Origin of the sequence: Allosaccharopolyspora coralli, from assembly GCF_009664835.1 — a bacterium.
GTDB lineage: Bacteria > Actinomycetota > Actinomycetes > Mycobacteriales > Pseudonocardiaceae > Allosaccharopolyspora > Allosaccharopolyspora coralli.
This window is the reverse complement of record NZ_CP045929.1, coordinates 732,767-757,852: the sequence shown is the minus strand read 5'-3', so window position 1 is coordinate 757,852 and position 25,086 is coordinate 732,767. Positions and strand designations below refer to the sequence as shown.

Here is a 25,086-nt window from a genome sequence, read left to right as displayed (position 1 = left end):
CGCGAGGGCGCCAGTGGTCGCTTTCGTGGGTCAGTGCACGACGTGGCTGTGCACCTCGGCGAAGTGGCACGCCGCCGGGTGATTCTCGACCCGGGTCGTCAGCTCCGGCGTCTGCTCGGCGCAGATGTCCTGCGCCTTCCAGCACCGGGTGCGGAAGCGGCAGCCCGACGGCGGGTCCGCCGGACTCGGGACGTCACCGGTCAACCGGATGACCTCGCGCTGCCCCCGCAGGGACGGGTCCGCGACCGGCACCGACGACAACAACGCCTGCGTGTACGGGTGCTGCGGGCGCTCGTAAATCTGCTCGTCGCTGCCCATCTCGACCACCTTGCCCAGGTACATGACCCCGACCCGGTCCGAGAGGTGCCGGACCACACCGAGGTCGTGGGCGATGAAGATGTACGAGAGGCCGAACTCCGACTGCAGCTCCCCGAGCAGGTTCATCACCTGCGCCTGGATCGACACGTCGAGCGCGGAGACCGGCTCGTCGCAGACGATCACCTTCGGCCGCAGCGCCAGCGCCCGCGCGATCCCGATGCGCTGACGCTGACCGCCGGAGAACTGGTGCGGGTAGCGCTGGATGTGCTCGGGATTGAGTCCGACGACCTCCAGCAGCTCCTGCACCTTGCGGCGACGCTCCCCCTTCGGGGCCACCTCGGGGTGAATCTCGAACGGCTCGCCGACGATGTCGCCGACCGTGCGCCTCGGGTTCAGCGAGGTGTACGGGTCCTGCAACACGATCTGCATGTCCCGGCGCAGCTTGCGCAGCTCCGAGCCTGTGAGCCCGAACATGTCGCGCCCCTCGAAATGCGCCGACCCGCTCGTCGGCTTCTCGAGGCGCATGAGCACCTGCGCCAGCGTCGACTTGCCGCAACCCGACTCGCCCACGATGCCGAGGGTCTCGCCCCGGTTCAGGTCGAACGAGACGCCGTCGACGGCACGCACGTGCCCGATCGTCTTCTTGAACAGCACACCCCGGGTCACCGGGAAGTGCTTGACGAGGTCCCGGACCTCCAGGATCGGCTCAGTCACGGCTCATCAACTCCTCCGCGAAGTGGCAGGCGCTGACCCGGCCGAACCCGAGCTCGTGCACCTCAGGCACGTGCGTGCTGCACTGCTCCACCGCCCGGTGACAGCGCGGGTGGAACGGGCAGCCGGACGGGATGTTCATCAGGTTCGGCGGCAAGCCCTTGATCGTCGACAGGTTCTGGCCCTTCAGATCCAGACGCGGCAGCGACTGCATCAGGCCCTCGGTGTAAGGATGCCCGGGCTGCCGGTACAGGGAGTAGGCGTCGGCCTTCTCCACGATGCGGCCCGCGTACATCACCGCGATCCGGTCGGCGACCTCGGCGACCACGCCCAGGTCGTGGGTGATGAGGATGAGCCCCATCCCCCGTTCCCGGCGCAGATCGTCGAGCAGGTCCATGATCTGGGCCTGCACCGTCACGTCGAGCGCGGTCGTCGGCTCGTCGGCGATGAGCAGTTCGGGGTCCAGCGCCAGCGACATGGCGATCATCGCGCGCTGCCGCATCCCGCCGGAGAACTGGTGCGGGAACTCCTTCACGCGCTGCTTGGCGTTCGGGATCTTGACCTGGTCCAACAGTTCCACGGCCTTGGCCTGGGCGTCCTTGCGGGACATCCCGCGGCGCAGCCGCAACTGCTCCCCGATCTGGAAGCCGACGGTGTAGACCGGGTTCAGCGCCGAGAGCGCGTCCTGGAAGATCATCGCCATCGTGTCGCCGCGGAGTTCACGCCGACGCTCCGGTGTGGCGTGCAGCAGGTCCTCGCCCTTGAACCGGATGCTTCCGCTGGTGATTTTGCCGGGCGGGATGTCCAGGATGCCCATCACCGTCTGGGCGGTGACGGACTTGCCGGAACCGGACTCGCCGAGCACCGAGAGGGTCTCCCCGGACTCGACGTAGTAGCTCACGCCGTTGAGCACCTTCGCCACACCCTCGCGGGTGCGGAACTCCACGTGCAGGTCGTCGACTTCGAGCAGGGGCGCCCCGGAGGCGGCCCCCGTCGCGTTGTCCGTAGTGGACACAGGAGTCCTCCTCACTTCTGCTTCGGGTCGAGTGCGTCCCGGATGGCATCTCCGAGCATCACGAACGACAGCACCGTGGCGACCAGGAACGCCGCCGGGAACAGCAACAGGTGCGGCGAGGTCATGATGTACGAACGGGACTCGGAGATCATCACGCCCCACGACACGACCGGGTCACGCAGGCCGAGCCCGAGGAACGACAACGTGGCCTCCGCGCCGATGAACGCACCCAGCGCGATCGTGGCGTACACCAGGACCGGCGCGAGACAGTTCGGCAGCATGTGCTTGAGGATGATGCGCGACGGTGACGCGCCAAGGGCACGCGCGGCACGCACGTAGTCCTGCTGACGAGCCGAGATCGCCGCCGACCGCATGATCCGCATCGCCATCGGCCACGACAGGATCGCGATCGACAGGATCACCTGGGTCATGATCCGCAGCGGCCCGGGGAAGGCCACCCCGGCGTTGAGCGTCGAGAGAATGACGATCGCACCGAGCACGAACGGCAATCCGAGGAAGATCTCCGCGAAGCGCGACATCAGGTTGTCGAACCAGCCTCCGAAGTACCCCGCCAGCAGTCCCGCCGTGCCGCCGATCAACACCGTGAACAGGGTCGCCAGCATGCCGACGACGATGGAGGCCCTGGCGCCGTACATGGTGCGGGCGAAGATGTCCCGCCCGTAGGTGTCGTAGCCGAACCACGCCTCTGCCGACGGTTCTTCGCGGGCCTTGGACAGATCCTGCACGACCGGGTCGCCGGAGGTGAACAACTGCGGGACAGCCGCCATGAGGATCAGCACGATGATCATGCTGACCGAGATCAGGAACAGTGGGCGCTTGCGCAGGTCGAGCCACGCGTTGGCCCACAGCCCACGGGGCTTGTCCTGGGTCTTGCCGGACGCCGGCTGCGGCTCCGGCACCTCGGACGAGGAGGTCACGACCGCGGTGTTCTGGTCAGTCATATCGGATCCTCGGGTCGAGAACCGCGTAGAGCAGGTCCACGAGCAGGTTCATGATCAGGTACACGATCACCAGCAGCGTCACGATGCCGGTGACCGTCATGCCTTCCTGACGGACGATCGCGTTGAACACGAGGCCGCCGATGCCCCGGATGTTGAACACGCCTTCGGTGACGATGGCACCGCCCATCAGCACACCGAGCTCGACGCCGAGGAAGGTGATCACCGGGATCAGCGAGTTGCGCAGGATGTGCACCCCGACGACACGGTTGCCGGGAAGTCCCTTCGCCACGGCGGTCCGCACGTAGTCGGCGTTCTTGTTCTCGATGATGCTCGTCCGCGTCAGGCGCGCCACGTAGGCCATCGACAGGCTCCCGAGGACGAGTCCGGGAACGATGAGCTCACTGAGCGGCGCACTCGAACTGACCGTCGGCCTGATCAGCCCCCATTCCGTGCCCAGATAGACCTGCGCGAGGAATCCGGTGACGAACACCGGCAGCGAGATCAGGAACAGGGTGGAAACCAGCACCATGTTGTCGACGATCCCCTTGCCCCGAAGTCCGGTCAGAATGCCGGCACCGATACCGATCACCGCCGCGAAGACGAGCGCGACGAGCGCCAGCCGCAGCGTGATCGGGTAGGCGTTGAGGATCAGTTCGCTGATCTCCACACCCGCGTAGGTCTCACCGAAGTCCCCGGTGAGCAGCTTCCCCAGGTACTTGAAGTATTGGACGATCACCGGATCGTCGAGGTTGTACTTCTCGGTCATCTCCGCGATGTACGCGGGCGGGCACGGCCGCTCACCGCATTTGCCGGCGAATGGATCACCGGGCAGAGACCACACGAGGTAATAGATAATGAACGTGGTCCCGATGAACACAGGGACCAACTGCAGCAGTCGCCGCAAGACGTAGCGCCCCACGAGGGCTCCTTCCGAAACACCAGGCAAGGTTCCGGCCCGTCAGCCGAGCCGACGGGCCGGAACCTCAGTCACACTCTGAAGATCACTGCTGTTCGGTGAGACGGACCGAGGCGAGGTCCAGCTCACGGAACGGGGTGACCTTGACGTTGGTGAGTCGTTCGGAGTGCCCGGCCTGCGCCGACTGGTCGAACAGCGGGATCGAGGGCATGTCCTCGACCAGGATCTGCTCGGCCTCACGGTAGAGCGCGTTCGCCTCTTCCACCGTCGACGCCGCGTTCGCCTCGTTGACCTTCTGGTCGAACGCGGGGTTCGAGTAGTCCTTGTAGTTCGACGACGCGCCCGTCTTGTAGATCTTGGCCAGGAACGTCTCCGGTGACGGATAGTCCGCCACCCAGCCGAAGCGGAACGGGCCGGTGTGCGCCTTCTCCTTGTGCATGGTCAGGAACTCGGAGAACGTCGGAACCGGGTTGAACCCGCACTCCAGACCCAGGTTGTTGCGGATGTTGCCGCAGACCGCGTCGATCCACTCCTTGTGACCACCGTCGGCGTTCGAGCTGATCGTGACCGGACCCTGGAAGTTGGTCTCGGACATGAGCTGCTTGGCACGCTCCGGGTTGAACTCGCACGCCTCGCCGCAGGCACCGGTCTCGTACCCGGGCAGGCCCTCCGGCACGTAGCCGGTCGCCGGGGTCCGCGAGCCGTTGAAGACCTGCTGGGCGATCTCCTCGCGGTTGATCGCCAGCGAGATGGCCTTGCGCACCTTCGGGTCCTGGTACTTCTGGTCGTAGAGCGGGAAGTCGAGGGCCGTGTTGAGCAGGGCCTTCTTCTCCAGGGCACGGTCACCGAGGTCCTGGCGCCACTTCTCGTCGACCAACGCCGACGGCGGCACCTGCTCGACGAAGTCGAGGTTGCCCGAGATCACGTCCTGGTAGGCGCCCTCGAGCTCGTTGTAGACGATGAAGTCCACGCCACGGATCGACGGCTTGTCGTCACCCTTGTACTCGTCGAAAGCCCGGACCCGGATGTCGGTGTTCGGCTCACGCGATTCGAAGCGGAAGGGACCGTTGCCGATCGGGTTCTCCTCGAACGCTTCCTTGTTCTCGAAGAAGGAGTTCGGCAGCGGCGAGAACGCGCTGTAGCCCAGCGTGATCGGGAAGCTCGCGAACGGTTCCGAGAGCGTCACCTCGAAGGTGTTCTGGTCCACGACCTGCAGACCGGACATCTGCTCGGCCTGCGGCTGCGGGGCCTGCTGCGGGCCGTCGTCACCGTCCGGGTCCTCGGAGGTGACCTGCTCGTAGCCCTGGATGTTGCTGAAGAAGCTCTCGGTGCTCATGCCGTTCGGGCCGTAGGCGTTGTAGTTCCACGCCCGGACGTAGTTCTCGGCCGTGACCGGCGTGCCGTCGTGGAACGTCCAGTCCGGCTTGAGCTTGACCGTGAACTTGGTGTTGTTCTCCGACGGCGTGATCGACTCGGCGTGGGCCATCTGGGCCGTGCCGTCGTCAGGGGAGTACCGCATGAGGCCGGTGAACAACGCGTCGACGACCTTGCCACCACCGGTCTCGGTGGTGTTCCCGGGAACGAGCGGGTTCTCCGGTTCGGTGGTGTTGACGGTGATCACACCGTCTTCGCTGGCACCACCGCCACCGCCGCCGCAGCCGGTGGCAAGCAACGCCACCGCCATCGGGGCAGCCACGATGGCGGCCAAACGTCCTTTGCGCATGTGTGCGTCCTTCCGCTTTCACGCGTGCCCCAGCCGGGTTCCTTCGGGGTCACGGCGTCGACGGCCCATTCACCGCCGAGACAGACGAGCGTAAACATAAGCGAGACACAGCTCACGGCAAGGAACTGTCACAAAGCCGTCACCTTCTGGTTCGATCCAGACGGGCCGTCACTCAGACGCTGGAACATCACCGACCACATCGTGAGAACTAGCTGATAGACAGTGCTATCCCGTCGAGGATGTCGTGCTCGCTGACGACCAGGTCCGTGACGCGCGCACGCCCCCGCATCTCTTCGGCCAACACCTGCACCACCAGCGCTCCACCGCAGATCACGTCCACCCTGCCGGGATGCATCGACCCGATCGCGGCGCGCTGCTCGTGCGTCATGGCCAGCAGGTCGTTCGTGACCTCCGCGACCCGCCGGTCCGACATGCGGGAGAGGTGAATCGAATGCGGGTCGTAGACCGGCAGGTCCTGCGACACCGCCGACAACGTCGTCATCGTCCCGGCGACCCCGACCCAGGTCCGCGACTGCGTCACGTCGACCGAGTCGAACGCCGGATTCAGCACCGAGCGGGCGAGCGTCTCCGCGTCCCTGGCCTCCACCTCGGACGGCGGATCACTGTGCAGGCAGCGCTCGGTGAGCCGCACACAGCCGATGTCGGCGGAGAACGCACCGTGAATCTCCGCGCGAGCGCCGTCCCAGCGCCCGACGACGATCTCCGTCGAGCCGCCGCCGACGTCGGTGACCACGAAAGGTCCGTCCGCCGGGTCGAGATCGCCGACGGCACCGATGAACGACAGGTGCGCCTCCTCCTCGCCGGTGATCACCTCGGCGTCCACACCGATCGTGTCCCGCACCATCGAGAAGAACTCCTCGCGGTTCGCGGCGTCCCTGGTCGCCGACGTCGCGACCATCCGCAGCGACTGCACGCCCTTGCGGACCGCCATCGCGCCGTATTCCTGAAGGGCGGCGCGAGTGCGCTCGATCGCCTCCGCGGCCAACCGCCCCGTGGCGTCCACACCTTGCCCGAGCCGCACGACCCGCATCTCGCGGTAGATGTCGCGCAGGTCGGCAGTGCCGTCCTCGTGTCTCGTGACGTCCGCGACCAGCAGTCGGATCGAGTTCGTCCCGCAGTCGATCGCCGCGACCCTCGCCATTCGGCCCTCCCTCGTCTCTCGGCCGAATCCACGCTATCGCCACCCGATCTCCGTCCCCCCAAGTGCTCACCACCGGGTCGCTTCACTCGGGACGCGAACCACCCCGACGACACCCCCTGTGGACAACCCCACCCCCCTGTGGATAGCGAGGTGGCAAATTCGCGCGAATTTGCCAGCAGTCGTGCTGAGGTGCGAAACGGCTGCGGTTCGGCTCCGCGGAGCCCATGCGGGCGAGAACAGAACGAGGAGTGCCTCAGCTCGTCCCTCGGAATCCGTTGAGCGACGATGCCGGCCTGTGGACAACTCCGTCGCCTGTGGATGGAGGGGTGGCAAATTCGCGCGAATTTGCCACCCTCGGATCCGTGACCAGCGGAACTGCGCGGCGCGAAGGGTGGTGATCACTCAGCTGGGACCTGGCACCGGGCCAATTGGTCTTGGGAGTGCGGATCAGCCGGGTCGCCCGGAGCGTTGATGACGACCCAGGTTCCCGGTGCTGCCTCTACGGGCGGCGTGTGGTTCATCGGGATCGGGCCGTCGAACACCTCGGTCTCATCGAGCGTGAAGCGACCTTCGCTGATCGCGGCCTCGTCACAGTCGACGACGTCCATCTCCTCCGACGGCGGAGTTGTCGCCGGAGACTCCGGCACATGCTGCGGTGGCGTCTCTGATGGCGACTCGGACGGTGGCTCTGTCGGTTCCGGAGCCTGTTCCGGCGGAACGGACGGCACCGGCTGAGGTGTCGTCTCCTCCTCCGTCGGGGCACTCCCCGGATATCCGGGGTGTGGCACCAGCTCGGGAGCCTGCGGTTCCGGAGCCTGCGGTTCCGGCTTCTGCGGCTGATCCGGAACCGGGGACTGCTCGTCTGGTTTTTGCGGCTGCGGCGGGTTCTGGTCCTGGGCTGGGTCCTCCGGCTCCAGCCCGTCACCTGACTCCTCCGAAGCCGGGGGCAGGTGCTCGGCGGGGTCCGATTCGGACGGGACTTCACTGCCGGGCGGTTCCGCCGGAGACTCGCCCCCGGGGGGCGGCACCGGATCCGGAGACACGTCGCCTTGCGGCTGTTCGCGCGGCGGGACCGAATCACCTTTCCCCGGCGGAGGCACCTGCGGCGCCTCCTCTACCGGCGGGTCCACATCCGGCGGTTCCGGAGGCACGACGCCGGTGTCGGGGAACGGTGGTTCGGGCGGCTGGTCCGCGGGCGGTACGGGCTCGGGCAGGGCGTCGACATCCGGGGCCGGCGGCGGGGGCACGGCCTCGTCCAGTTCCGGCAGCGGGGGCAGCGCCTCGACGTCCGGAGCCGGTGGTGTGGCCTCTGGCTCGGCGAGCACGTCCGGGCTGCCCTCCGGCAGCCGTTCGCCCGCCAGAACATCGCGGTCGTCCGGAGGAGCCAGCTCGGTCGGCACCGGGTTGACGCCCCGTCGGTAGGCGTCGGCCCAGATCAACACCTCGCGGACGTAGCTGTTCGACTGGTTGTAGGTGAACACCGCCGCGGCGAGGTTCCCCGGATCGCGCAGATCCGTTCGCCCAGCGCAGAGGTAGTTGCCCGCCGCGGTGATCGAGTCGTGCACGTTGTGCGGGCTGGCGACGAGGTCGTCGTTCCCGTCGACGGCGTAGCGGCTCCACGTCGACGGGATGAACTGCATCGGTCCAACGGCCCGGTCCCACACGGGATCCCCGTCGTGGAAGGCGTTGTCGGTGTCGCGGATGGCCGCGATGTCCGGGCCGCCGTTGAGGCGCGGCCCGAGGATCGCGCTCACCGTCGTGCCGTTGACGTCGATGTTGCCCGACCGCGCGTGAGCGGACTCGATACGCCCGATCGAGGCCAGCACCGCCCAGTCCACGCCGCATCCGGGCGTCGTGTCGGCGAGTTTGCGGGCACCGTCGACGTAGGCGAAGAGCATCGGCTCCGGAATCCCCAGCGGACCGTCCGGCACCTCGATCGGCGGCCCCGCACCCGTGAGCGCCTCCGGGTCGACGGCGCCGCGGATCACGTCCGGACTGGGCCGCAGCGCCTCCGGCACCTGGCCGGTGGCACCGAGCTCATCCGGATCCTCCGTCGCCGTCGCGAACCGTTCCGGGAGCGCGGAGATCATCGTGGAGGAGGCGCTGGCGAGCGCGGCGGGCAGGAACAGCGCCGGGAGCATGATCGCTCCGGCGGCGACACGGCGCATCCCACTCCGCCGGACGGGACGAGAAGACGCGGGGCCGCTCCGACCAGATTTCGACGATCCCACTGCGCCTCCCGCTCCCCGACGTCGCGGCCTCCCCGCAGTCCACACCACTTCGCGGCAACGCGCGCGATGGCGAGGCAGCGATCACGAGACCCCGAGACGACTCCGGCTTCACATGCGGGACGACACCCGAGCGCAGTCGGGTTGCACAGATCACACGATTCCGGCCGGTTTCACCCGATGGGAGGAGCAGGTTCAGCTGGAGGCGTTCTCGGGCCAGCGTTGGTCGATCACCGAGAGCGCTTCGTCCCCGAACGGGTTCACACCCGGCCCCTTCGCGAGCGCGTGGGCGACGTGGACGTGCAGACACTTGACGCGATCCGGCATCCCGCCCGCGGTCACGTCGATTCCCAGCGGATCGATCGCGTCGCGCTCCGCGAGGTAGGACTCGTGCGCCTGCCGATACCGCGCACTGAGTTCCTCGTCCTCGGCGAGACGGTCCTGCATCTCCTTCATGAGGCCCTCGGCCTCCAACGTCGACACCGCCGACACCAGCTTCGGTGACGTCAGGTAGTACAGCGTCGGAAACGGCGTGCCGTCCTCCAGCCGAGGGTGCGTCTGCACCACGGCGGGCGCACCCGAGCCGTCCCGAGCCGCTACCGCACGCAGCCCCCGCGGCGGGCGACCGAGCTGGCGGGCGATCTCGGCGCGGTCGCCGTCGCCGACTCCGTCCGGCACGGTCACGATCCGTTCCCCGTCAACGATTTCCACAACTCCTCGTACCAGGGCGGCTGCTCGTCGCTGTGGTCCCCGGCGGGTCGTTGCGCAGGCTGCTGTTCCGGAACCTGCACGATGTACGGCGTCTCACCGGGCCGGACGTAACCCAGCCGCTTGCGGGCCTCCGCCTCGACCTGCGCCGGGTCGGAGAGCTTCTTCTTGCGTTGTTCGAGTTCCTCGACCTGCGCGCTCAACTGCTCCTGCTGCTGCTGCCGCGCCGAGAGCTCCTCGCCCTGGCTGAGGTAGGTCCGCAGCGGTACGGAGACGCTCAACGCCATGGCGCACACGACCATAGCGAGCACGGCCGCACGGCGGGTGGACGAGAGCTTGAACGCGCCGCCCGTGCTCGACCGCGCGCCCGCCCGGGCCGTCTGGCCGGTCGGGCGGGCGCGGGTCGTCGCGGTCGTGTCCTTGCTACTCACCGAGGTGCCGCGGGAGCCGGTCCGGCGGGCGTGGTCGGATCGCCGCGACGACGAGGTGTCCCCTCGACGGCGACGGTCCCGATCCGACGAGCGCCCGCTCGGCATCCTGCTCAGCCCTCCGTGGTGAACCGCGGGAAAGCGAGCTCGCCCGCGTACCGGGCCGCGTCACCGAGTGCCTCCTCGATGCGCAGCAACTGGTTGTACTTCGCCACACGCTCCGACCGTGCCGGAGCACCCGTCTTGATCTGCCCGCAGCCGGTGGCCACGGCCAGGTCGGAGATCGTCGTGTCCTCGGTCTCCCCGGAGCGGTGGCTCATCATGCTCTTGTACCCGCACGAGGTCGCGAGGTTCACCGCATCCAGTGTCTCGGACACGGTGCCGATCTGGTTTACCTTGACCAGAAGCGCGTTTCCGGCGCGTCGGCTGATGCCGTCCTCCAGCCGCTCCGGGTTGGTGACGAACAGGTCGTCGCCGACGAGCTGCACCCGATCGCCGATCTCCTTGGTCAGCTCGACCCAGCCGTCCCAGTCGTCCTCCGACAGCGGGTCCTCGATGGACACGAGCGGGTACGCGTCGAGCAGTTCCTTGTAGTACGCGGCCATCTGCTGCGCGCTGCGCTGGGACTTCTCGAAGTTGTAGACGCCGTCGGCGTGGAACTCGGTCGCGGCCACGTCCAGCGCGAGCACGATGTCGCGCCCCAGCTTGTACCCGGCCTTCTCGATCGCCTGCGCGATGAGGTCCAGTGCCTCCCGGTTGTTCGCCAGGTCGGGAGCGAAGCCGCCCTCGTCGCCGAGTCCGGTCGCCAAGCCCTTGGTCTTCAGCACCGACTTCAGTGCGTGGTAGGTCTCGGCTCCCCAGCGCAGCGCCTCGGAGAACGAGTCGGCGCCGATCGGAGCGATCATGAACTCCTGGACGTCGACGCCGGTGTCGGCGTGCGCACCGCCGTTGAGGATGTTCATCATCGGCACCGGCAGCACGTGCGCGTTGGGGCCGCCGACGTAACGGAACAACTCCAGGTTCGCCGACTCGGCCGCGGCCTTCGCCACCGCGAGAGAGACGCCGAGAATGGCGTTCGCCCCGAGCCGGGACTTGGCCGGAGTGCCGTCGAGGTCGACGAGCTTCTGGTCCACCACACGCTGCTCGATGGCCTCGATCCCGGTCAGTTCGGGGCCGATCTCGTCCAGCACCGCGCCGACGGCCCGCTCGACCCCCTTGCCGCCGTAACGGCTCGCGTCGCCGTCGCGCAGCTCCACGGCCTCGTGCTCACCGGTCGAAGCTCCCGAAGGCACAGCCGCACGGGTCAGCGTCCCGTCGTCCAACGCCACCTCGACCTCGACGGTGGGGTTGCCGCGCGAGTCCAAGATCTCGCGTGCGCCGACCTGTTCGATGATCGCCACCTGTGCTCCTTACCGCGTTCCGTATCTGGGACGTCCGCGACCGCGCTGTGGTTACCCCGGGTGACCCTGTGGTCACGGTGGGAAACCTCGGCGGTGCGGACGCCGAACCACCGTCCCCGAGCCTAACCGGGTGGGTGATCGGCCCGCCGGAGGCTCGCGCACCCGGACGGTCCTCTCGCTTACCGCACGCCATCCGGTCGGAGGTCGAGCGGTGCCCGCGTGCTGCGTAGTGTGGTGGCACCGTCGGGCGAGCGGCGTCGTCCGACCTCGCCGGCCACCGACCGGCGGGCGTGCACGCAGCGACCATCGAGTCGACCCGAGGGGTAGGCGAAGCGATGAGCAGCGAGACCACGATCGACGCGTTCCGCAAAGCGGAAGACCTGGTGGCTCAGCGCAGGCCGTTCGAGGCGCTGCGCAAGCTCGAACCGGTCCTCGACGTCGAGCCCGACAAGCCGAGTGTGCAGTTGTTGCTGGGTCGAGCGTGCTTTTTCTCGGCACAGCTGCGCCGGGCCGAACGCGCGTTCCTGCGGGTGCTCGAACTCGACCCGTCCGACCATTACGCGCGGCTGGTGCTCGGGCGGACGTTGCAGCGGCAGGGCAGGCTGCGGGAGGCGCAGACGCAGCTGCGGCTGGCGGCGACGATGAACCCCGATCCCGCATACCAGGAGGCGCTGGGCGAGGTCAGCGCCCGCATAGCCGTCGAAGACGGCTAACACCCCCCCCGGGCGCTCGCCGACGACGGATCCCCTGTGGACAACCCCACCCCCCTGTGGATAGCCCAGTGGCAAATTCGCGCGAATTTGCCAGCGGCGCCCCGGGAGGCCGACAGGGCAGCGGCGCGAGCCTTACCGAGCCCGGGAGGGCGGGACCAGCGATGGGAGCGCCTCGGCCCCTTGCTCGGGAGTCTGAGTGGAGGCCGTGCTGACTTGTGGACAACTCCGTCGCCTGTGGATGGCGAAGTGGCAAATTCGCGCGAATTTGCCACCTCAGCTGCGGCGGGAGCCGGCGTCGGCGTAGGTCTCGGCGAGCGCGAAGACTTTCTGCCCGTACTCGACGGAGCGGTTGTAGGAGAACAGACCGCCCCACCAGCCCTCACCGGTGGTCATGTCGCGGGCCCCCGAGCACAGGTAGCGGCCGGCGGCCACCGCTGCGTCGTCGAGGTTGTGCGGATCGCCGATGCCGTCCCCGTTGCCGTCGCTGCTCCACTTCTGCCAGGTGGAGGGAATGAACTGCATCGGCCCGACCGCGCGATCGTGCACCCCGTCTCCGTCCAGCGTTCCGCCGTCGGTGTCCGGGATCGCCGCCACACCCGGACCGCCGTCCAGTGGCACCCCGATGATCGGTGACGAGGGGCGGGCGTCTTCGTCGAGCACCCGCTCGCCGTAGCGGCCGTGGTTGGACTCGACCCGGCCGATTCCCGCCAGCGTCGCCCACGAGATCTTGCAGTTCGGCTGGTAGTCGCGCATCGCCAGGTCTGCGTTGGCGTAGGAGACGAGCGCGCGGGCAGGCACGTCGACGGCGTTGGCGACCTCGTCCGCCCACTCCCGGATCGGGTCGGACTCGCCCTGCTCCGGCACTTCCGGAACCTCCGGCAGCCGTTCCAGTCCCGGCGGCGCGGCCGAGCCGGGAGGGACGGCCGCGGGTTCGATCTCCGGCTCGGCGGGCGGCCCGGCGACGGGTGCCGTCAGCGGCCTGCCGAGAACGGCGACGACGGCGACAGCGCCCACCGTCGAGGCGATGACGACGGCGGCCACGGCGAGGCGTCCGAGCGCGGCGAGAGCGGCACGGCGCGCTCGGTCGCGGGGAGTGGTCGACATCACCCGGCCAGGCTACGCGATCGGTCAGTTCTCCGGCTGCAGGCTGCGACTCGACTTCCCGTAGTGGTCGGCGAAGTCGAGTACCTCTTGAACATAGCTACGACTGGCGTTGTAAGTGAGCACCCCGTCCCAGAAGCTGTCCGGGTCCTCGAGGTCACCGGCCGAGTCGCACAGGTAGTGCGCCGCAGCCAACGCCGCGTCGTCGAGGTCGTCGGGGTCGGCGAAGCCGTCACCGTCGGCGTCGACCGCCCACTCGTTCCAAGTCTCCGGGATGAACTGCAACGGCCCCACGGCACGGTCGAAGACTTCGTCCCCGTCCAGCCGCCCCGAGTCTGTGTCGTCGATCCGACGGACGCCGTCCGCGCCGTCCAGCGGAATTCCGCGGATCGGGATCGAGGGCCGCGCCGTCTCGTCGAGCTCGGCGCCGCCGAACCGCCCGTGGCCGGACTCGACCGCACCGACGCCGGCGAGCACCGGCCAGTTCAGGTTGCACTCGGGTCGGCTGACCTCCGTCGCCCGCGCCGCGTACCCGTAGGCCTCCAACGCGGCGCGGGGAATGTTGAGCTCGGTGGACATCGCCTCGGCCCACCCGGTGAGCTGGGTCTGCGGTCGCTCGGCGACGGTGAGATCGCGGGTGTTGGCCTCCAGCAGCCGCACCGCCGGCGGCGCGACGCCCTCGTCGGGAGGCGCGGTGGCGGCCGGAAGGTGAGTGGGGCCGGTCCGGGAACGGTTCGGGCTGGGTCGCTCGGCGAGCCACACCACCAGGACCAGTGCCGCGAGCGCTGCCGATGCGAGCGCCACGGCACTGCCCAACGAGGGTCCGCGCGCCACCGGCTGCCTCCTCCTGCACAGATTTCACGGCTCCCTCTTCGGAGCCGTCGGGACCATCCGCCCTTCCACGAACGAGTGCGGACACCGATGGGTTCCCGTAGGGCGGAGTTCCCCTCGCGGCGTGACCAGTCTCGATCACGGTCGCCGCCCGCCGGTCACCGGGTCCGGGCAGAGCCGCACCCGCGGCCGCCGTGCGACGGGTCGTGCTCGTCGGACCAGAAGGTGCGCCACTGGTCGGCAGAGTCGATGCCGTCCGCGCCGTGGGCTCGCGCCCGGGCCTCGGCGGCCCGCACCCTGGCGGCGAATTCGAGCGCGACGCCACGGAGCTCGTCCTCCGGGTCGGCGCCGTCGAGCCGCTCTCGTGCTGCGAGGGCGAACAGTCCCCGCGCACCGTGGCCGTCCGGCAGCAACTCGGGCGGGAAGCCGACGCGCTCCACGCGTTGCGCGAGCTTCGCCGCCAACGCCACCGCAGGCTGCCCCAGCGCGACACCGTCCACAACGGACTCCCGGCGCTTCTCCCGCTGTTTGAGCTCCTCCCATCGCACCTGCTGCGACTCGGCGTCGTGCAGGTGCTCACCGTCGCCGAACACGTGCGGGTGCCGAGAGACCAGCTTGCTCACCAACGCGGCCGCGACCTCGTCGATCCCGAACGGGTCGGCGGCGTGCTCGGCGGCGACCCTGGCGTGGAAGAGCACCTGCAACAGCACGTCGCCGAGTTCCTCGCGCAGTGCCCCACGGTCGTCGTGTTCGATCGCGTCGAGGAGCTCGTAGGTCTCCTCAACGAGATACCGACGCAGCGACTCGTGGTCCTGCTCCGCGTCCCACGGGCAGCCTCCCGGCGAACGCAACCGATCCATCACCGTCACGGCGTCCAGCAATTCCGCCCCGACGGGCGGTGCCGCCGAGACGATTCGTGCACCGGCCGCACGCAGTGCGTCCGCCGCGTCCGACCCGGTCACCGGGGCGACCAGCACGACCGGTTCGCGCGACGCGGCGGCCAGCAGTGCGGCACGCTCCGGCGCGGTCACCGCACCGAGTTCCCGGGCGGTCTCGTCCGCCAAACCCGGATCCGCGTACACCTCCGCCGCCGCGCGCACGACCGGCACCGCGGCGGCGGGGACGGCGGTGGCGAGACGATCGTCGACCAGGACAATCGTGGAACCCGCACAGGAGCTGCTGGTGCTCATGACTCCAGTGTCGCAACGTCGCCCGGCCGCAGCGGAGTCGTGGGTCAGGAACGGCCGAGGTTCTCGGAGTCCGAGTAACGGAATCCGGTGGTCTCTCCCTCGTTCGGTGCGGTCGCGAGCGCGATCGGGTCCCACACGCCGTAGCGAGGGCTCAGCTCGACACCCACGCGTTCGCCGGTCAGGGCCAATAGTTGCGTGCCCAGCGCCTGCAGCGTCTCCTGGTCCATCGGCGCGGGCGCCGGGCCCCGCGCGTCGGTCCGGCGCTCGGTGATCCGCGCGACGAGCCACTGCCCGGCCTGCTGTCCCTGGAACGCGAGCACTGTGCCTGGATCGGCCGCGAACAGTGGGGTCGCGGCTGCGAGGGCGTTGACCTCCGGGGTTTCGGCAGCACGCAACCGCTCACCCTCCATGGCGGGCAGACCAGCCGCGGCATCTTCGGCGATGACCTTCCGCGTCTCCTCTGCACCGGCGGCCATGCGGCGCGCCTTGTGTTCTGCGTCGCTGCGCGTCGTGGCCTGGGTGTAGTCGAAGGTGACGGCGAGCCGGTCGGCGTACTTGCGTCCCAGTTCGGTCGCGATCAGCTGCGCCCGGACGCCGTCCCGGAAATTCCGCGGCGTGTAGATCTGTCCCCTCGTGGCGGCCTCGGCACCACCGCGTGCGGCGATCTCCTCCGAAACGCGGTTGTCGGAGACCGTGATGTTCTCGGCACGGGCGGCACGCTCGGCGAGCTTCTCCCGGACGGTCAACGTCGCGATGTTGCGCGCCACGTCGTCCATCTGCCCCTGTGCCTGCAGTTCGGGTTTGACGCCCTGTTCCTTGGCGAGGAGACCGTCGAACCAGCTCCGGACGTCGGAGACTGGGATGGTCTCGCCACCCACGACGGCTGCGGCGCCGGGTTGACCGGGCCCCGTTCCGCAGCCGGTGAGCAGGAGACCCGCAGCGGCGAGCGCGACGAACAGGCGACCGGGGCGAGGGATGACGGAACTCACAGCCGTCACCCTCTCATGAACACACAGTCGCTGTCCGCCACCTTGCGCAGCAACTTTTCCCCGCAGTCGACCAGATCTCCGAACTGTGACGCTCGTCTCACCGCCCCGGCGGCGCCGCCGATTGGGCCCTGCGGTCAGGCACTCGCGCCGAGGCCGATCAATTCGCGCCGCCAGCAAGGTAAGAGGGCGCGAGGGTTCGTCTGCGTCGGTTCCGTGACGGGTCTGCACAGCCAGCGGAAACCGTCGACGCACCTGCCTGACCACAGCCTCAATCAGCGCACCCAGTAAGCCCGTCCAGTTCCGCGTAGAGCGCGTCCCGCGTCGCAGGCAGCATGCGCACATGCGGTTCACGACCCTCACCGAGTCTTGTGTGGACAGTGAGTGCCGCACCGTGCGCACTCGCGTAGTAGGTCAGCGGGGAATCGCACTCGACCTCTCGACCGTGCGGATCGCACTCCGAAGCCCACAGCTGCAGGACGAAGTCGGGCGCAGCGGCGCTGGTGACACGTTCCAGGGCGGCCGTTTCCTCCTGTGCGTCCGCGGCCCCCGGCGGCACTCCGCCGAGCACACCGCTCGCGGCCTGGGTACCCCAGCCTGATTCGTCCACCGGAACGGAGCTCGGGTGTACGGGGACCGTGAGCGGTTCCGACCCGACCGGTGGGACGTCCGGCAACAACGAGAGCACCGTCGCGTACATCTCGTCCCACTCGATCGGTTCCAACACCACGACGCCGTTCGCCGTGAACGCGGCGACGGCGAGATCGTCGGACTCCGCGAGATGAAAACCGCCGGACGTCTCCCCGTCGCCGTCTCGGCGCACGTACCAGCCGTACATCCGCCGGTGGGGATCGTGCAGCAAGCGCACCGTGTCGAGCAGCTCCCGATCAGGAGTGTCCACAGTAGCCATCCCAGCGGTGCGGAGTTCGGTGAGCGCCTCGCCGATCACCCGCACCCGCTCGGGATACGTCGCGCCCGGGGACACACCTTCCATTGCGGCGGGTTTCACCGCGTCGTCGCCGCACTCCCCGTGGTGCAGCACGTCGTAGGTCGCACAGCTCAGCGTGACCGTCTCCTCGATCACCGCGTCAACGCGAACGGCCACAGCCAGCTCCTCTCCCGGCCCGCTGGGGCGTCGTCATGTCGTCTCCGGGTCCGGTGCCGCGGGTTCGTCGGACGGCGCACCCAGCGCCGCCGGACCGACGGGTTCAGTGCTGCCGAAGACCTCGTGCGGATCGGCGTCGACGAGATATTCCGGCTGGTCGTGACGCGTCTCCTCCGCGCGTTGATGGCCTCCGAAGCGACTCACCGATGCCTCCGCCCATGGCGGAGAATCCCGCCATCCCGGCGGGGTGGCCACCACGCGCGGCGGCACCGGCTCGCCGGGGACATCTGGGTGCGAACGTTGCAGAGTCTCGCTCGCGTAGGACGTACCGAGCATCGACGTCTCGGCCGTGGACACGCTCGATGGCTCGCCGGTTCCGTACGCGCTCGCGGAACCTCCCGACCAATCGTGATCGGCAGGGTCCGGTTCTGAGAAGAACGGCACCTCAGGGGTGTTCGCCGCGGTCCGTCTCGCGTACTCCACGAGCACGGCCCGGTTCGCCCGCTGCTGGGCTTGGAACTCGTGAGACCGGTGCGCCTGCCCTCCTGCGTCCAGCGGATGTACTGGCGAGGACAACGTCAGCCGCGGGGGTTCTGCAGGAACGGGCACGACGTGCTTGTTGGCCCGGTCGAAGTCTTCGCTCCGCGCCTGCACCACTGCCACGCACCGTGTCGCGGTCTCACTCGCGCGATCGGCAGTGCGCGCCAAGAAGTCCGTACCTGCGTGTGCCGACTCACGCCGTGCGTCTTGCCGTGCCGGGTCGAGTTCGGCGAGCGCGGAGTACGCCGCACGAGCCACGTCCTGCTGATACCGCGCCAGCTCGTCCCACCCGGCCACCGCGGCGTCGGCGCTGCCGGTGCCAGCCCCATGGTGGAACCACGAGAAGATGTCGGCTCCGTTGATTCCCTCGGGCCGCGGCACGTCCGGCAACTCGGCGCTCACCGCCTCGACCGCCGAGTCGAACGACTCGTCGGTGTCCGAAGGGAGGTCGCGCGCCACGCCCACGCGCCCGCCGTCGCGCTCCCGCACCGTGTCGACGATGCCGCCGACGAGATCCGCTCCCCAGCCCACTCCAGCACTCCCCGTTCGAGCGGGTGCCGCGCACCCGCGTCCGTTCGCTCGGCACGCGACGACCGTGTCCCGCGTTTCACATATCCGATTCCGCTGTGGCCAGTACGTTTTCCGCCACCGTCACCGCACGTGCGCACACGTCGGCGCCGAACGGAGACGAACCTCCCGCGACGACCCGCACGAGCACCGCGTCGTCACCGTCCACGTCGACCGAGACGTCACACGCGGAAGCGGCATCCGGAACATCGGCCGTTCGAATCGTCGCCACCGTGAGACGTCCGCCCACCGGGCGAAGTTCCCGCTCTTGCCCGCCCGTTTCCGGCGACGGCTCACCCGGCTCCGGAAAGGTCACGTCGGTACTCGAGTCCGTCGGTCCGGTGAACCGGTCGCTCCATCGGCACGTCGGGCCGTCCGGCGCGTCCGGTTGCCGCTCCCCCGTTCCGCTCGCGATGCCCAGGTCGAGCAGCTGTTCGGCGGTGAGCGCACGACACGGATTCTCGAGCAGAGGACCCGGATCCCATGGCGTCGTCGAGGTCGCCGGCCCGGAACCGGGCGGCGGGCGCGGCGCCGGTTCCGACACCACCTGTTCCGCCGCACCGCCGCCGCACGCGGTGACCGCCAGCGAGAGACCCACGACACCAACCGCACGGCCGGCACCGAACATCACACTCTCGGGCCGGGACCGCGTCACTGCACCCACCACCACTTCCTCGCTCGTCGTGCACCGAGTCTGGCAGAGGATCAGTGGCGGACCGGTCGTTTCCGGACGGCCGTCCCCCGACGAAACGCGCGGGACCAGCCACGACGAGCGCGAACACCCCCGCATCCGACACACCGACGAGTCCCTCGTTCCAGCGACGCTATGAGACGGAAACACTCAGTAATAGTGCCGAGTGTTCGCGCGCACAGCCGCGAGGTGAGGCTCCGCGACGGCGCCACCCCCACGGACCAACCCGCACACCGTCCCGACGAAGGATCAGTTGACGCAGGGGACGCCGTTCGCGGTGATCGGGTTCTGCGGCGAGCCCACCGCCTCCTGCTCCTGTCCGGAGGCGGAACCGTCGAGGCGCATCGGGCCCTCTCCCGCGAAGTTCTGGTTGCCCGGCCCGTCATAGCCGGGAGCGAGGAACACGGCGACCGTGCCCGGAGCCACTTCCTCGTCGACCTCCACCGGTACGCCGCCGAGCGCGTTCGAGACGAGCGCACCCGTCGACGCCTCCTCCGGCGCGTGTGCCACCACGGTCCGCGACACCGAATCCACCGCCTCGACCGTGCCCGCACCGAAACCCTCGGCGGCGATCTCCTCGGAGACCCGATCGGCGAGCGAGGCGACGCCCGAGCCGTTGAACACGCTCACCACGACGTTCACGCGCTCCGGGTCGCTGCGCGCCTGCTCTTGGCGTTCCTCGGGGCTGAGCAGCATGTCGTCGACGAACCGCCGCACCTCGCGCGGGTCGGCGTCGATCGTGCCGTCCCCGTTGTCCTGCAACGGGATCGTCCGAAACTCGACGTTGCGGGCCGCGATGCCCTGCATCTGCTGGGCGAAGCTCACCAAGTCCCAGCCCTTGTCGAGGATCACCGCGTCCTGCATCGCCTCCGACAGCGACGCGAGCTTCGCCGGATTCGCGAGCGTGCCCGTGGAGAGCATCTTGCGCACCAACCCGGACATGAACACCTGCTGGCGCACCACTCGGTCGAGGTCCCCACGCGGCAGGTTGTGACGCTGACGCACGAACGACAACGCGTCCGCACCTTCGATCCGTTGCGGACCCGCCGGGAACACCGCGCCCGAGAACTCGCTGTCGTCCACCGGGGCGCGCAAGCACACGTCGACACCGCCGACAGCCTTCGTGATCTGGTAAAAGCCCAGGAGATTCACCTCGGCGTAATGGTCGATGCTCACGCCGGCGAACCGTTCGATGTTCTCGATGAGGAACCGCTGCCCCGCGGCTCGGGACCGTCGATCCAGGGTGCGCTCGTCGCTGACCCCTTGGGCGGCGAGGTCCTCCCGCGCATCGTTCTGCGCCCGTGAGTACGCCTCGGTGAGCTTGTGCGTGCCGAAGCCGTCGGTCAGCCGCACCATCGTGTCCCGCGGGAAGGACACCGCACTGGCTCGCCCGCCACCATTCGGGATCCGCACCAGGATCATGGTGTCGGTGAGATTGCCGCCCTCGTCGGTGGTACGAAGCTCTCGCAGCACCTCTTCCGGCAACGGGTCCCCTTGCGCGTCGGTGCGCGAGTCGTTGCCGACGAGCAGGATGTCCGTCGCGCCGTCGGGTTCGCTCAGCTCCGAGCCGATGACGTCGGTGCTGGTGAGCCCACCGGCGAGATCCCGCAGCGTCCAGTAGGCGTATCCGGTGAACACCAGGACCACGGTGGACACCAGGGCGAGGCCGATCCGGAACACCGACCATCGTCGTCGCGACCTCGTTCCCGGGGGTGAAGGCGGTTCCGGTGGTTCCGGCCCGTCGCCCACAGGCTCCCTGCGCGCGTCGCCCGTGGGTGGTCCGCCGCGTTCCGCCACACCGCCCCCTCGCCGCACGACGCAGGCCGGTCACCCACGCCTCATCACCCGATCGCGTTGCGTGTCGCGACCATGACGCTGTGAGACCAGGATCCCGGGAGTCGAGGAGCGGCGCCACTCGCCCACTCACCCTGCTGGGCGAGCCGACGGTCGAAACCGCAGCGTACAAAGGCTGTGGAGAATTCAGGCGGAGGACTCAGCCGACAGGCGCGGGCTTGCCCGCGAGCGCCTCCAACAGTTCGGTGCACCACTCGAGCAGAGCGTCGTCCCGCAGCTTCGGCGCTCCGATGCGTCCCCCGGCAGCACCTTCGGTCGGGTGCGGGACCGACACCGTGCGCACAGCCGCCTTGTACACGGCCTTCGGGTAGAGCCGCTTGAGCCGCATCTGCTGCGAGTCGGACAGATCCAGCGGCGCCACCCGCAGCGACGTGCCCTGCAACGTCACCTCGGTGACCCCGTGCCTGCGGCACGTCTGCCGGAACGTGGCGACCTTGAGCAACCGTTCGACCGGCTCCGGCAGCGGCCCGTAGCGGTCGTGCAGTTCGCCCCGCACCGCGTCCAACGTGTCCGCGTCCGCTGCCGCCGCGATCTTGCGGTACGCCTCCAGCCGCAACCGCTCACCGGCGACGTAGTCGTGCGGAATGTGCGCGTCCACCGGGAGATCCACCCGGACCTCGGCGAGTTCGGTCTCCCCGTCCGCCGGCTCGGCACCGGCGTGCTGCTTGAACGCTTCGACGGCCTCGCCCACCAGCCGCATGTAGAGGTCGAACCCGACGCCGGCGATGTGCCCGGACTGCTCCGCGCCGAGGATGTTGCCCGCGCCGCGGATCTCGAGGTCCTTCATCGCCACAGCCATGCCCGCGCCCAGCTCGGAGTTCTGCGCGATCGTGGCCAGCCGGTCGTGCGCGGTGTCGGTCAGCGGCTTGTCGCTCGGGTACAGGAAGTACGCGTAGCCGCGCTCCCGGGCACGGCCGACCCTGCCCCGTAGCTGGTGCAACTGGGAGAGGCCGAGCGTGTCGGAGCGTTCCACGATGAGGGTGTTCGCGTTGGAGATGTCCAGGCCGGTCTCGACGATCGTGGTGCACACCAGCACGTCGTGTTCGCGCTCCCAGAAGCCCTGGATGATCTTTTCCAGCCGGTCCTCGTTCATCTGGCCGTGCGCCGTGACGATGCGGGCCTCCGGCACGATCTCGCGCAGGTGACGTGCGGCCTTCTCGATGGACTGGACCCGGTTGTGCACGAAGAACACCTGGCCGTCGCGCAGCAGCTCCCGCCGGATCGCGGCGGCGACCTGCTTCTCGTCGTAGGCGCCGACGTAGGTCAACACCGGATGCCGCTCCTCCGGCGGAGTCAGGATGGTCGACATCTCCCGGATGCCCGCCATGCTCATCTCCAGCGTGCGCGGGATCGGCGTCGCCGACATCGTCAGCACGTCGACGTGCGTGCGCAGTGCCTTGATGTGCTCCTTGTGCTCGACACCGAAGCGCTGCTCCTCGTCGACGATGACGAGCCCGAGGTCCTTGTAGCGCACACCAGTCTGCAGCAGCCGGTGCGTGCCGATGACGATGTCCACCTCACCCTTGGCGAGCCCGCTGATCACCTGCTCGGCATCGGGCAGGTGCGTGAACCGGGACAGCCCCCGGATGGTGACCGGGAACGAGCGCATCCGGTCGGTGAAGGTGGTGAGGTGCTGTTGGGCCAGCAGGGTCGTCGGCACCAACACGGCGACCTGCTTGCCCTCCTGGACCGCCTTGAACGCGGCGCGTACCGCGATCTCGGTCTTGCCGTAGCCGACGTCGCCGCAGATCACCCGGTCCATCGGAACGGCGCTCTGCATGTCGCCCTTGACCTCGTCGATGGCGCCCATCTGATCGGCGGTCTCGGTGAACGGGAACGCGTCCTCCAGCTCCCGCTGCCACGGGGTGTCCGTGCCGTAGGCGTGGCCGGGCGCGGACTGCCGGGCGGCGTAGAGCTGGACCAGCTCGGCGGCGATCTCCTTGACCGCCTTGCGCGCCTTGGCCTTGGTGTTCTTCCAGTCGGAGCCGCCGAGCTTGTTCAGCGTGGGCAGCTCACCGCCGACGTAGCGGGAGACCTCGTCGAGTTGGTCGGTGGGGACGAACAACCGGTCGCCGGGCTGGCCGCGCTTCGACGACGCGTATTCCAGCACCAGGTACTCGCGGGTCGCGCCGCTGACCGTGCGCTGCACCATCTCCACGTACTTGCCGATGCCGTGCTGCTCGTGGACGACGAAGTCGCCCGCCTTCAGCGCGAGCGGATCGACCGCGTTGCGCCGCTTCGACGGCATCCGGCGCATGTCCCGGGTCGACGGTGCACCCCGGTCACCGGTGAGGTCGGTCTCGGTGAGCACGACCAGCGCCACGTCGGGAGCGAGGAAGCCGTCCTCGAGCCCGCCGCGCACCACCGTGATCACTCCGCTCTCGGGGCCCTCGGTGAGGCCGTCGGCGAGCCGCACCGGCAGTTCGGCCTCCCGCATCTGCTCGACCGCCCGCTGCGCGGTGCCCGTGCCCGCGACGACGAGCACTGCCGCGCCGCCGGAGGCGGTGTGCGCGCGAAGATCGGTGAACGCCCGCTCGACGTCGCCGCGGTAGGACTCGACCTGCTTGAGCGGCAACCGCACCACGGTCCGGTCCGCCGCGCCGTCGGCGATGTCGGCATCGCTGCTGAGCTGGGTGAGCTGCCACCACGGCAACCCCAGACCGGTCGTGTACGCCGAGACCTCGCCCAGCGCCCGGTACGCGGAGGCACCGAGGTCGATCGGTGCTCGCCCGCCGTCACCGGCGACCATCCACGAGGCCTCGAGGAACTCCTCGCCGGTGCGCACGAGGTCGGCCGCACGCGCGCGAACCTTCTCCGGGTCGGCGAGCAGCACGTGCGTGCACTCCGGCACCAGATCCGTCAGCAGCTGCATCTCACCGTCGCAGAGCGCGGGGATCAGGGCCTCCATGCCCTCCACCGGGACCCCGCCGGAGATCTTGCCGAGCATGTCGGTCAGGTGCGCGTCCGCCTCGTGCTCGGTGGCGAGTTTCGTGGCCCGTTCCCGCACCGAGTCGGTGATCAGCAGCTCGCGGCAAGCAGGGGCGAACAAGACGGCGTCCTCGTCCGCCTCGGCGTCGAGGGAACGCTGGTCGGCGACCGAGAACGGGCGGATCTCGGTGACCTCGTCGCCCCAGAACTCCACCCGCAGCGGGTGTTCCTCGGTCGGCGGGAACACGTCCACGATGCCGCCGCGCACCGCGAACTCGCCGCGCTTCTCGACCATGTCCACGCGCGTGTAGGCGAGCCCGGCCAGGCGCTCGACGAGCTCCTCGAAGTCGTGCTCCTCCTCGACGGCGAGTCGCACCGGCCGCAGTTCGCCGAGTCCGGGGGCGATCGGCTGAATGAGGCTGCGGACGGTGGTGACCAGTACCCGGATCGAGCCCTGCGGATGCTCCTCGGGATGCGCGAGCCGACGCAGCACCGCCAGCCGCCCGCCGATCGTGTCCGCGCGTGGGGAGAGTCGCTCGTGCGGCAGCGTCTCCCACGAGGGCAGCACCTCGACACCACCGGACCCGATCAGGCCGGAGACCGCGGTGGCGACCTCGTCGGCCTCCCTGCCGGTGGCGGTGACCACGAGCGCCGGACGTACGGCCCCGGCGGCCACGCTCGCCGCGACCAGCGGGCGCGCCGAAATCGGCCCTTCCAGGACGAGGTGCGGTTGTCCCGCGGACTCCACGACGGTGCGGAACGTCGCGTCGGAGAGCAACGGGTCGAGCAACCCCGCGAGGGGTGCGACCGGGGAGCCGGTCTCGGGCATCGGGCAAGCACCTCGTGAGAAAGCAGCGCAGGGCGAGCACAGACACACCCCTGCCCGGGACTGCTTCCGGAGGGGTTCGGTATCCAGCTTAGAGGGTGCGCTGGGTTGATCTGCGTCGGCGGTTCCGGTGGCCGGTCCGCGTAGGCCGACGGGGAACGACTCGCCCCGGCATCCGGTGCG

The 25,086-nt window shown here is 69.2% G+C and carries 21 protein-coding genes; 2 read left to right on the top strand and 19 right to left on the bottom strand.

All coding sequences use genetic code 11. The annotated features are described in order from the left end of the window. Positions 1-30: 30 nt before the first annotated feature. From GIY23_RS03600 to GIY23_RS22925, 9 genes are all read right to left on the bottom strand, one after another. Positions 31-1,032 (bottom strand): ABC transporter ATP-binding protein, encoded by a 1,002-nt coding sequence (locus GIY23_RS03600; protein ID WP_154075357.1) that lies wholly within the window; start codon positions 1,030-1,032, stop codon positions 31-33. Continuing rightward, positions 1,025-2,044, bottom strand: a complete 1,020-nt coding sequence (locus GIY23_RS03595) for an ABC transporter ATP-binding protein (protein ID WP_154075356.1) — start codon at positions 2,042-2,044, stop codon at positions 1,025-1,027. The genes GIY23_RS03600 and GIY23_RS03595 overlap by 8 nt, the downstream gene beginning before the upstream one ends. 11 nt (positions 2,045-2,055) lie before the next feature. Next, complete coding sequence (locus GIY23_RS03590) at positions 2,056-3,006, bottom strand: ABC transporter permease (protein WP_154075355.1); 951 nt, start codon at positions 3,004-3,006, stop codon at positions 2,056-2,058. Next, entirely contained in the window at positions 2,999-3,925 is a 927-nt protein-coding gene (locus tag GIY23_RS03585) for an ABC transporter permease (RefSeq protein WP_154075354.1), read from the bottom strand. The genes GIY23_RS03590 and GIY23_RS03585 overlap by 8 nt, the downstream gene beginning before the upstream one ends. Positions 3,926-4,007: 82 nt before the next feature. Next, positions 4,008-5,645, bottom strand: a complete 1,638-nt coding sequence (locus GIY23_RS03580) for a peptide ABC transporter substrate-binding protein (RefSeq protein ID WP_187352011.1) — start codon at positions 5,643-5,645, stop codon at positions 4,008-4,010. Positions 5,646-5,853: 208 nt separating this feature from the next. Next, complete coding sequence (locus tag GIY23_RS03575; protein ID WP_154075353.1) at positions 5,854-6,807, bottom strand: Ppx/GppA phosphatase family protein; 954 nt, start codon at positions 6,805-6,807, stop codon at positions 5,854-5,856. Between the two features lie 398 nt (positions 6,808-7,205). Beyond that, positions 7,206-8,975: a lytic transglycosylase domain-containing protein gene (locus GIY23_RS22765; protein WP_228717527.1), complete on the bottom strand. Its 1,770-nt coding sequence runs from the start codon at positions 8,973-8,975 to the stop codon at positions 7,206-7,208. 255 nt (positions 8,976-9,230) lie between these two features. Next, complete coding sequence (locus tag GIY23_RS03565) at positions 9,231-9,719, bottom strand: DUF501 domain-containing protein (RefSeq protein WP_154075352.1); 489 nt, start codon at positions 9,717-9,719, stop codon at positions 9,231-9,233. Then, positions 9,716-10,030 (bottom strand): FtsB family cell division protein, encoded by a 315-nt coding sequence (locus GIY23_RS22925; RefSeq protein WP_228717526.1) that lies wholly within the window; start codon positions 10,028-10,030, stop codon positions 9,716-9,718. Before GIY23_RS22925 ends, GIY23_RS03565 begins: the two co-directional genes overlap by 4 nt. Between GIY23_RS22925 and GIY23_RS22920 the strand changes: the two genes are divergently transcribed. After that, positions 10,029-10,301: a hypothetical protein gene (locus tag GIY23_RS22920; RefSeq protein ID WP_228717525.1), complete on the top strand. Its 273-nt coding sequence runs from the start codon at positions 10,029-10,031 to the stop codon at positions 10,299-10,301. The genes GIY23_RS22925 and GIY23_RS22920 overlap by 2 nt on opposite strands. Here GIY23_RS22920 and eno read toward each other — a convergent pair. Beyond that, on the bottom strand, positions 10,285-11,571 hold the full coding sequence (gene eno / locus GIY23_RS03555; RefSeq protein WP_154075351.1) for a phosphopyruvate hydratase: 1,287 nt from the start codon (positions 11,569-11,571) through the stop codon (positions 10,285-10,287). The genes GIY23_RS22920 and eno overlap by 17 nt on opposite strands. Positions 11,572-11,906: 335 nt before the next feature. Here eno and GIY23_RS03550 point away from each other — a divergent pair, with 335 nt between their 5' ends. Further along, the gene (locus GIY23_RS03550; protein WP_154075350.1) at positions 11,907-12,284 is read left to right on the top strand and encodes a tetratricopeptide repeat protein; all 378 of its coding nucleotides are present in this window, start codon (positions 11,907-11,909) and stop codon (positions 12,282-12,284) included. Between the two features lie 273 nt (positions 12,285-12,557). Here the strand turns inward: GIY23_RS03550 and GIY23_RS03545 are convergent, their stop codons facing one another. From GIY23_RS03545 to mfd, 9 genes are all read right to left on the bottom strand, one after another. Continuing rightward, positions 12,558-13,388 (bottom strand): lytic transglycosylase domain-containing protein, encoded by an 831-nt coding sequence (locus GIY23_RS03545; protein ID WP_154078580.1) that lies wholly within the window; start codon positions 13,386-13,388, stop codon positions 12,558-12,560. A 24-nt stretch (positions 13,389-13,412) separates the two neighbouring features. Next, positions 13,413-14,219 carry a lytic murein transglycosylase gene (locus GIY23_RS03540; protein ID WP_228717524.1) on the bottom strand — a complete coding sequence of 269 codons (807 nt, stop codon included), beginning with the start codon at positions 14,217-14,219 and terminating at the stop codon, positions 13,413-13,415. Positions 14,220-14,374: 155 nt separating this feature from the next. After that, the gene (locus GIY23_RS03535; protein ID WP_154075349.1) at positions 14,375-15,406 is read right to left on the bottom strand and encodes a MazG family protein; all 1,032 of its coding nucleotides are present in this window, start codon (positions 15,404-15,406) and stop codon (positions 14,375-14,377) included. Positions 15,407-15,450: 44 nt separating this feature from the next. Continuing rightward, positions 15,451-16,395: a SurA N-terminal domain-containing protein gene (locus GIY23_RS03530; protein ID WP_228717523.1), complete on the bottom strand. Its 945-nt coding sequence runs from the start codon at positions 16,393-16,395 to the stop codon at positions 15,451-15,453. A 268-nt stretch (positions 16,396-16,663) separates the two neighbouring features. Next, positions 16,664-17,497 (bottom strand): ESX secretion-associated protein EspG, encoded by an 834-nt coding sequence (locus GIY23_RS03525; RefSeq protein ID WP_154075348.1) that lies wholly within the window; start codon positions 17,495-17,497, stop codon positions 16,664-16,666. A 33-nt stretch (positions 17,498-17,530) separates the two neighbouring features. Then, complete coding sequence (locus GIY23_RS03520) at positions 17,531-18,568, bottom strand: hypothetical protein (RefSeq protein ID WP_154075347.1); 1,038 nt, start codon at positions 18,566-18,568, stop codon at positions 17,531-17,533. A 76-nt stretch (positions 18,569-18,644) separates the two neighbouring features. After that, on the bottom strand, positions 18,645-19,268 hold the full coding sequence (locus tag GIY23_RS03515; RefSeq protein WP_187352009.1) for a DUF3558 domain-containing protein: 624 nt from the start codon (positions 19,266-19,268) through the stop codon (positions 18,645-18,647). A 276-nt stretch (positions 19,269-19,544) separates the two neighbouring features. After that, positions 19,545-20,975, bottom strand: a complete 1,431-nt coding sequence (locus tag GIY23_RS03510) for an LCP family protein (protein ID WP_154075345.1) — start codon at positions 20,973-20,975, stop codon at positions 19,545-19,547. 313 nt (positions 20,976-21,288) lie between these two features. Further along, positions 21,289-24,906: a transcription-repair coupling factor gene (gene mfd, locus GIY23_RS03505; protein WP_154075344.1), complete on the bottom strand. Its 3,618-nt coding sequence runs from the start codon at positions 24,904-24,906 to the stop codon at positions 21,289-21,291. Positions 24,907-25,086: the final 180 nt, after the last annotated feature.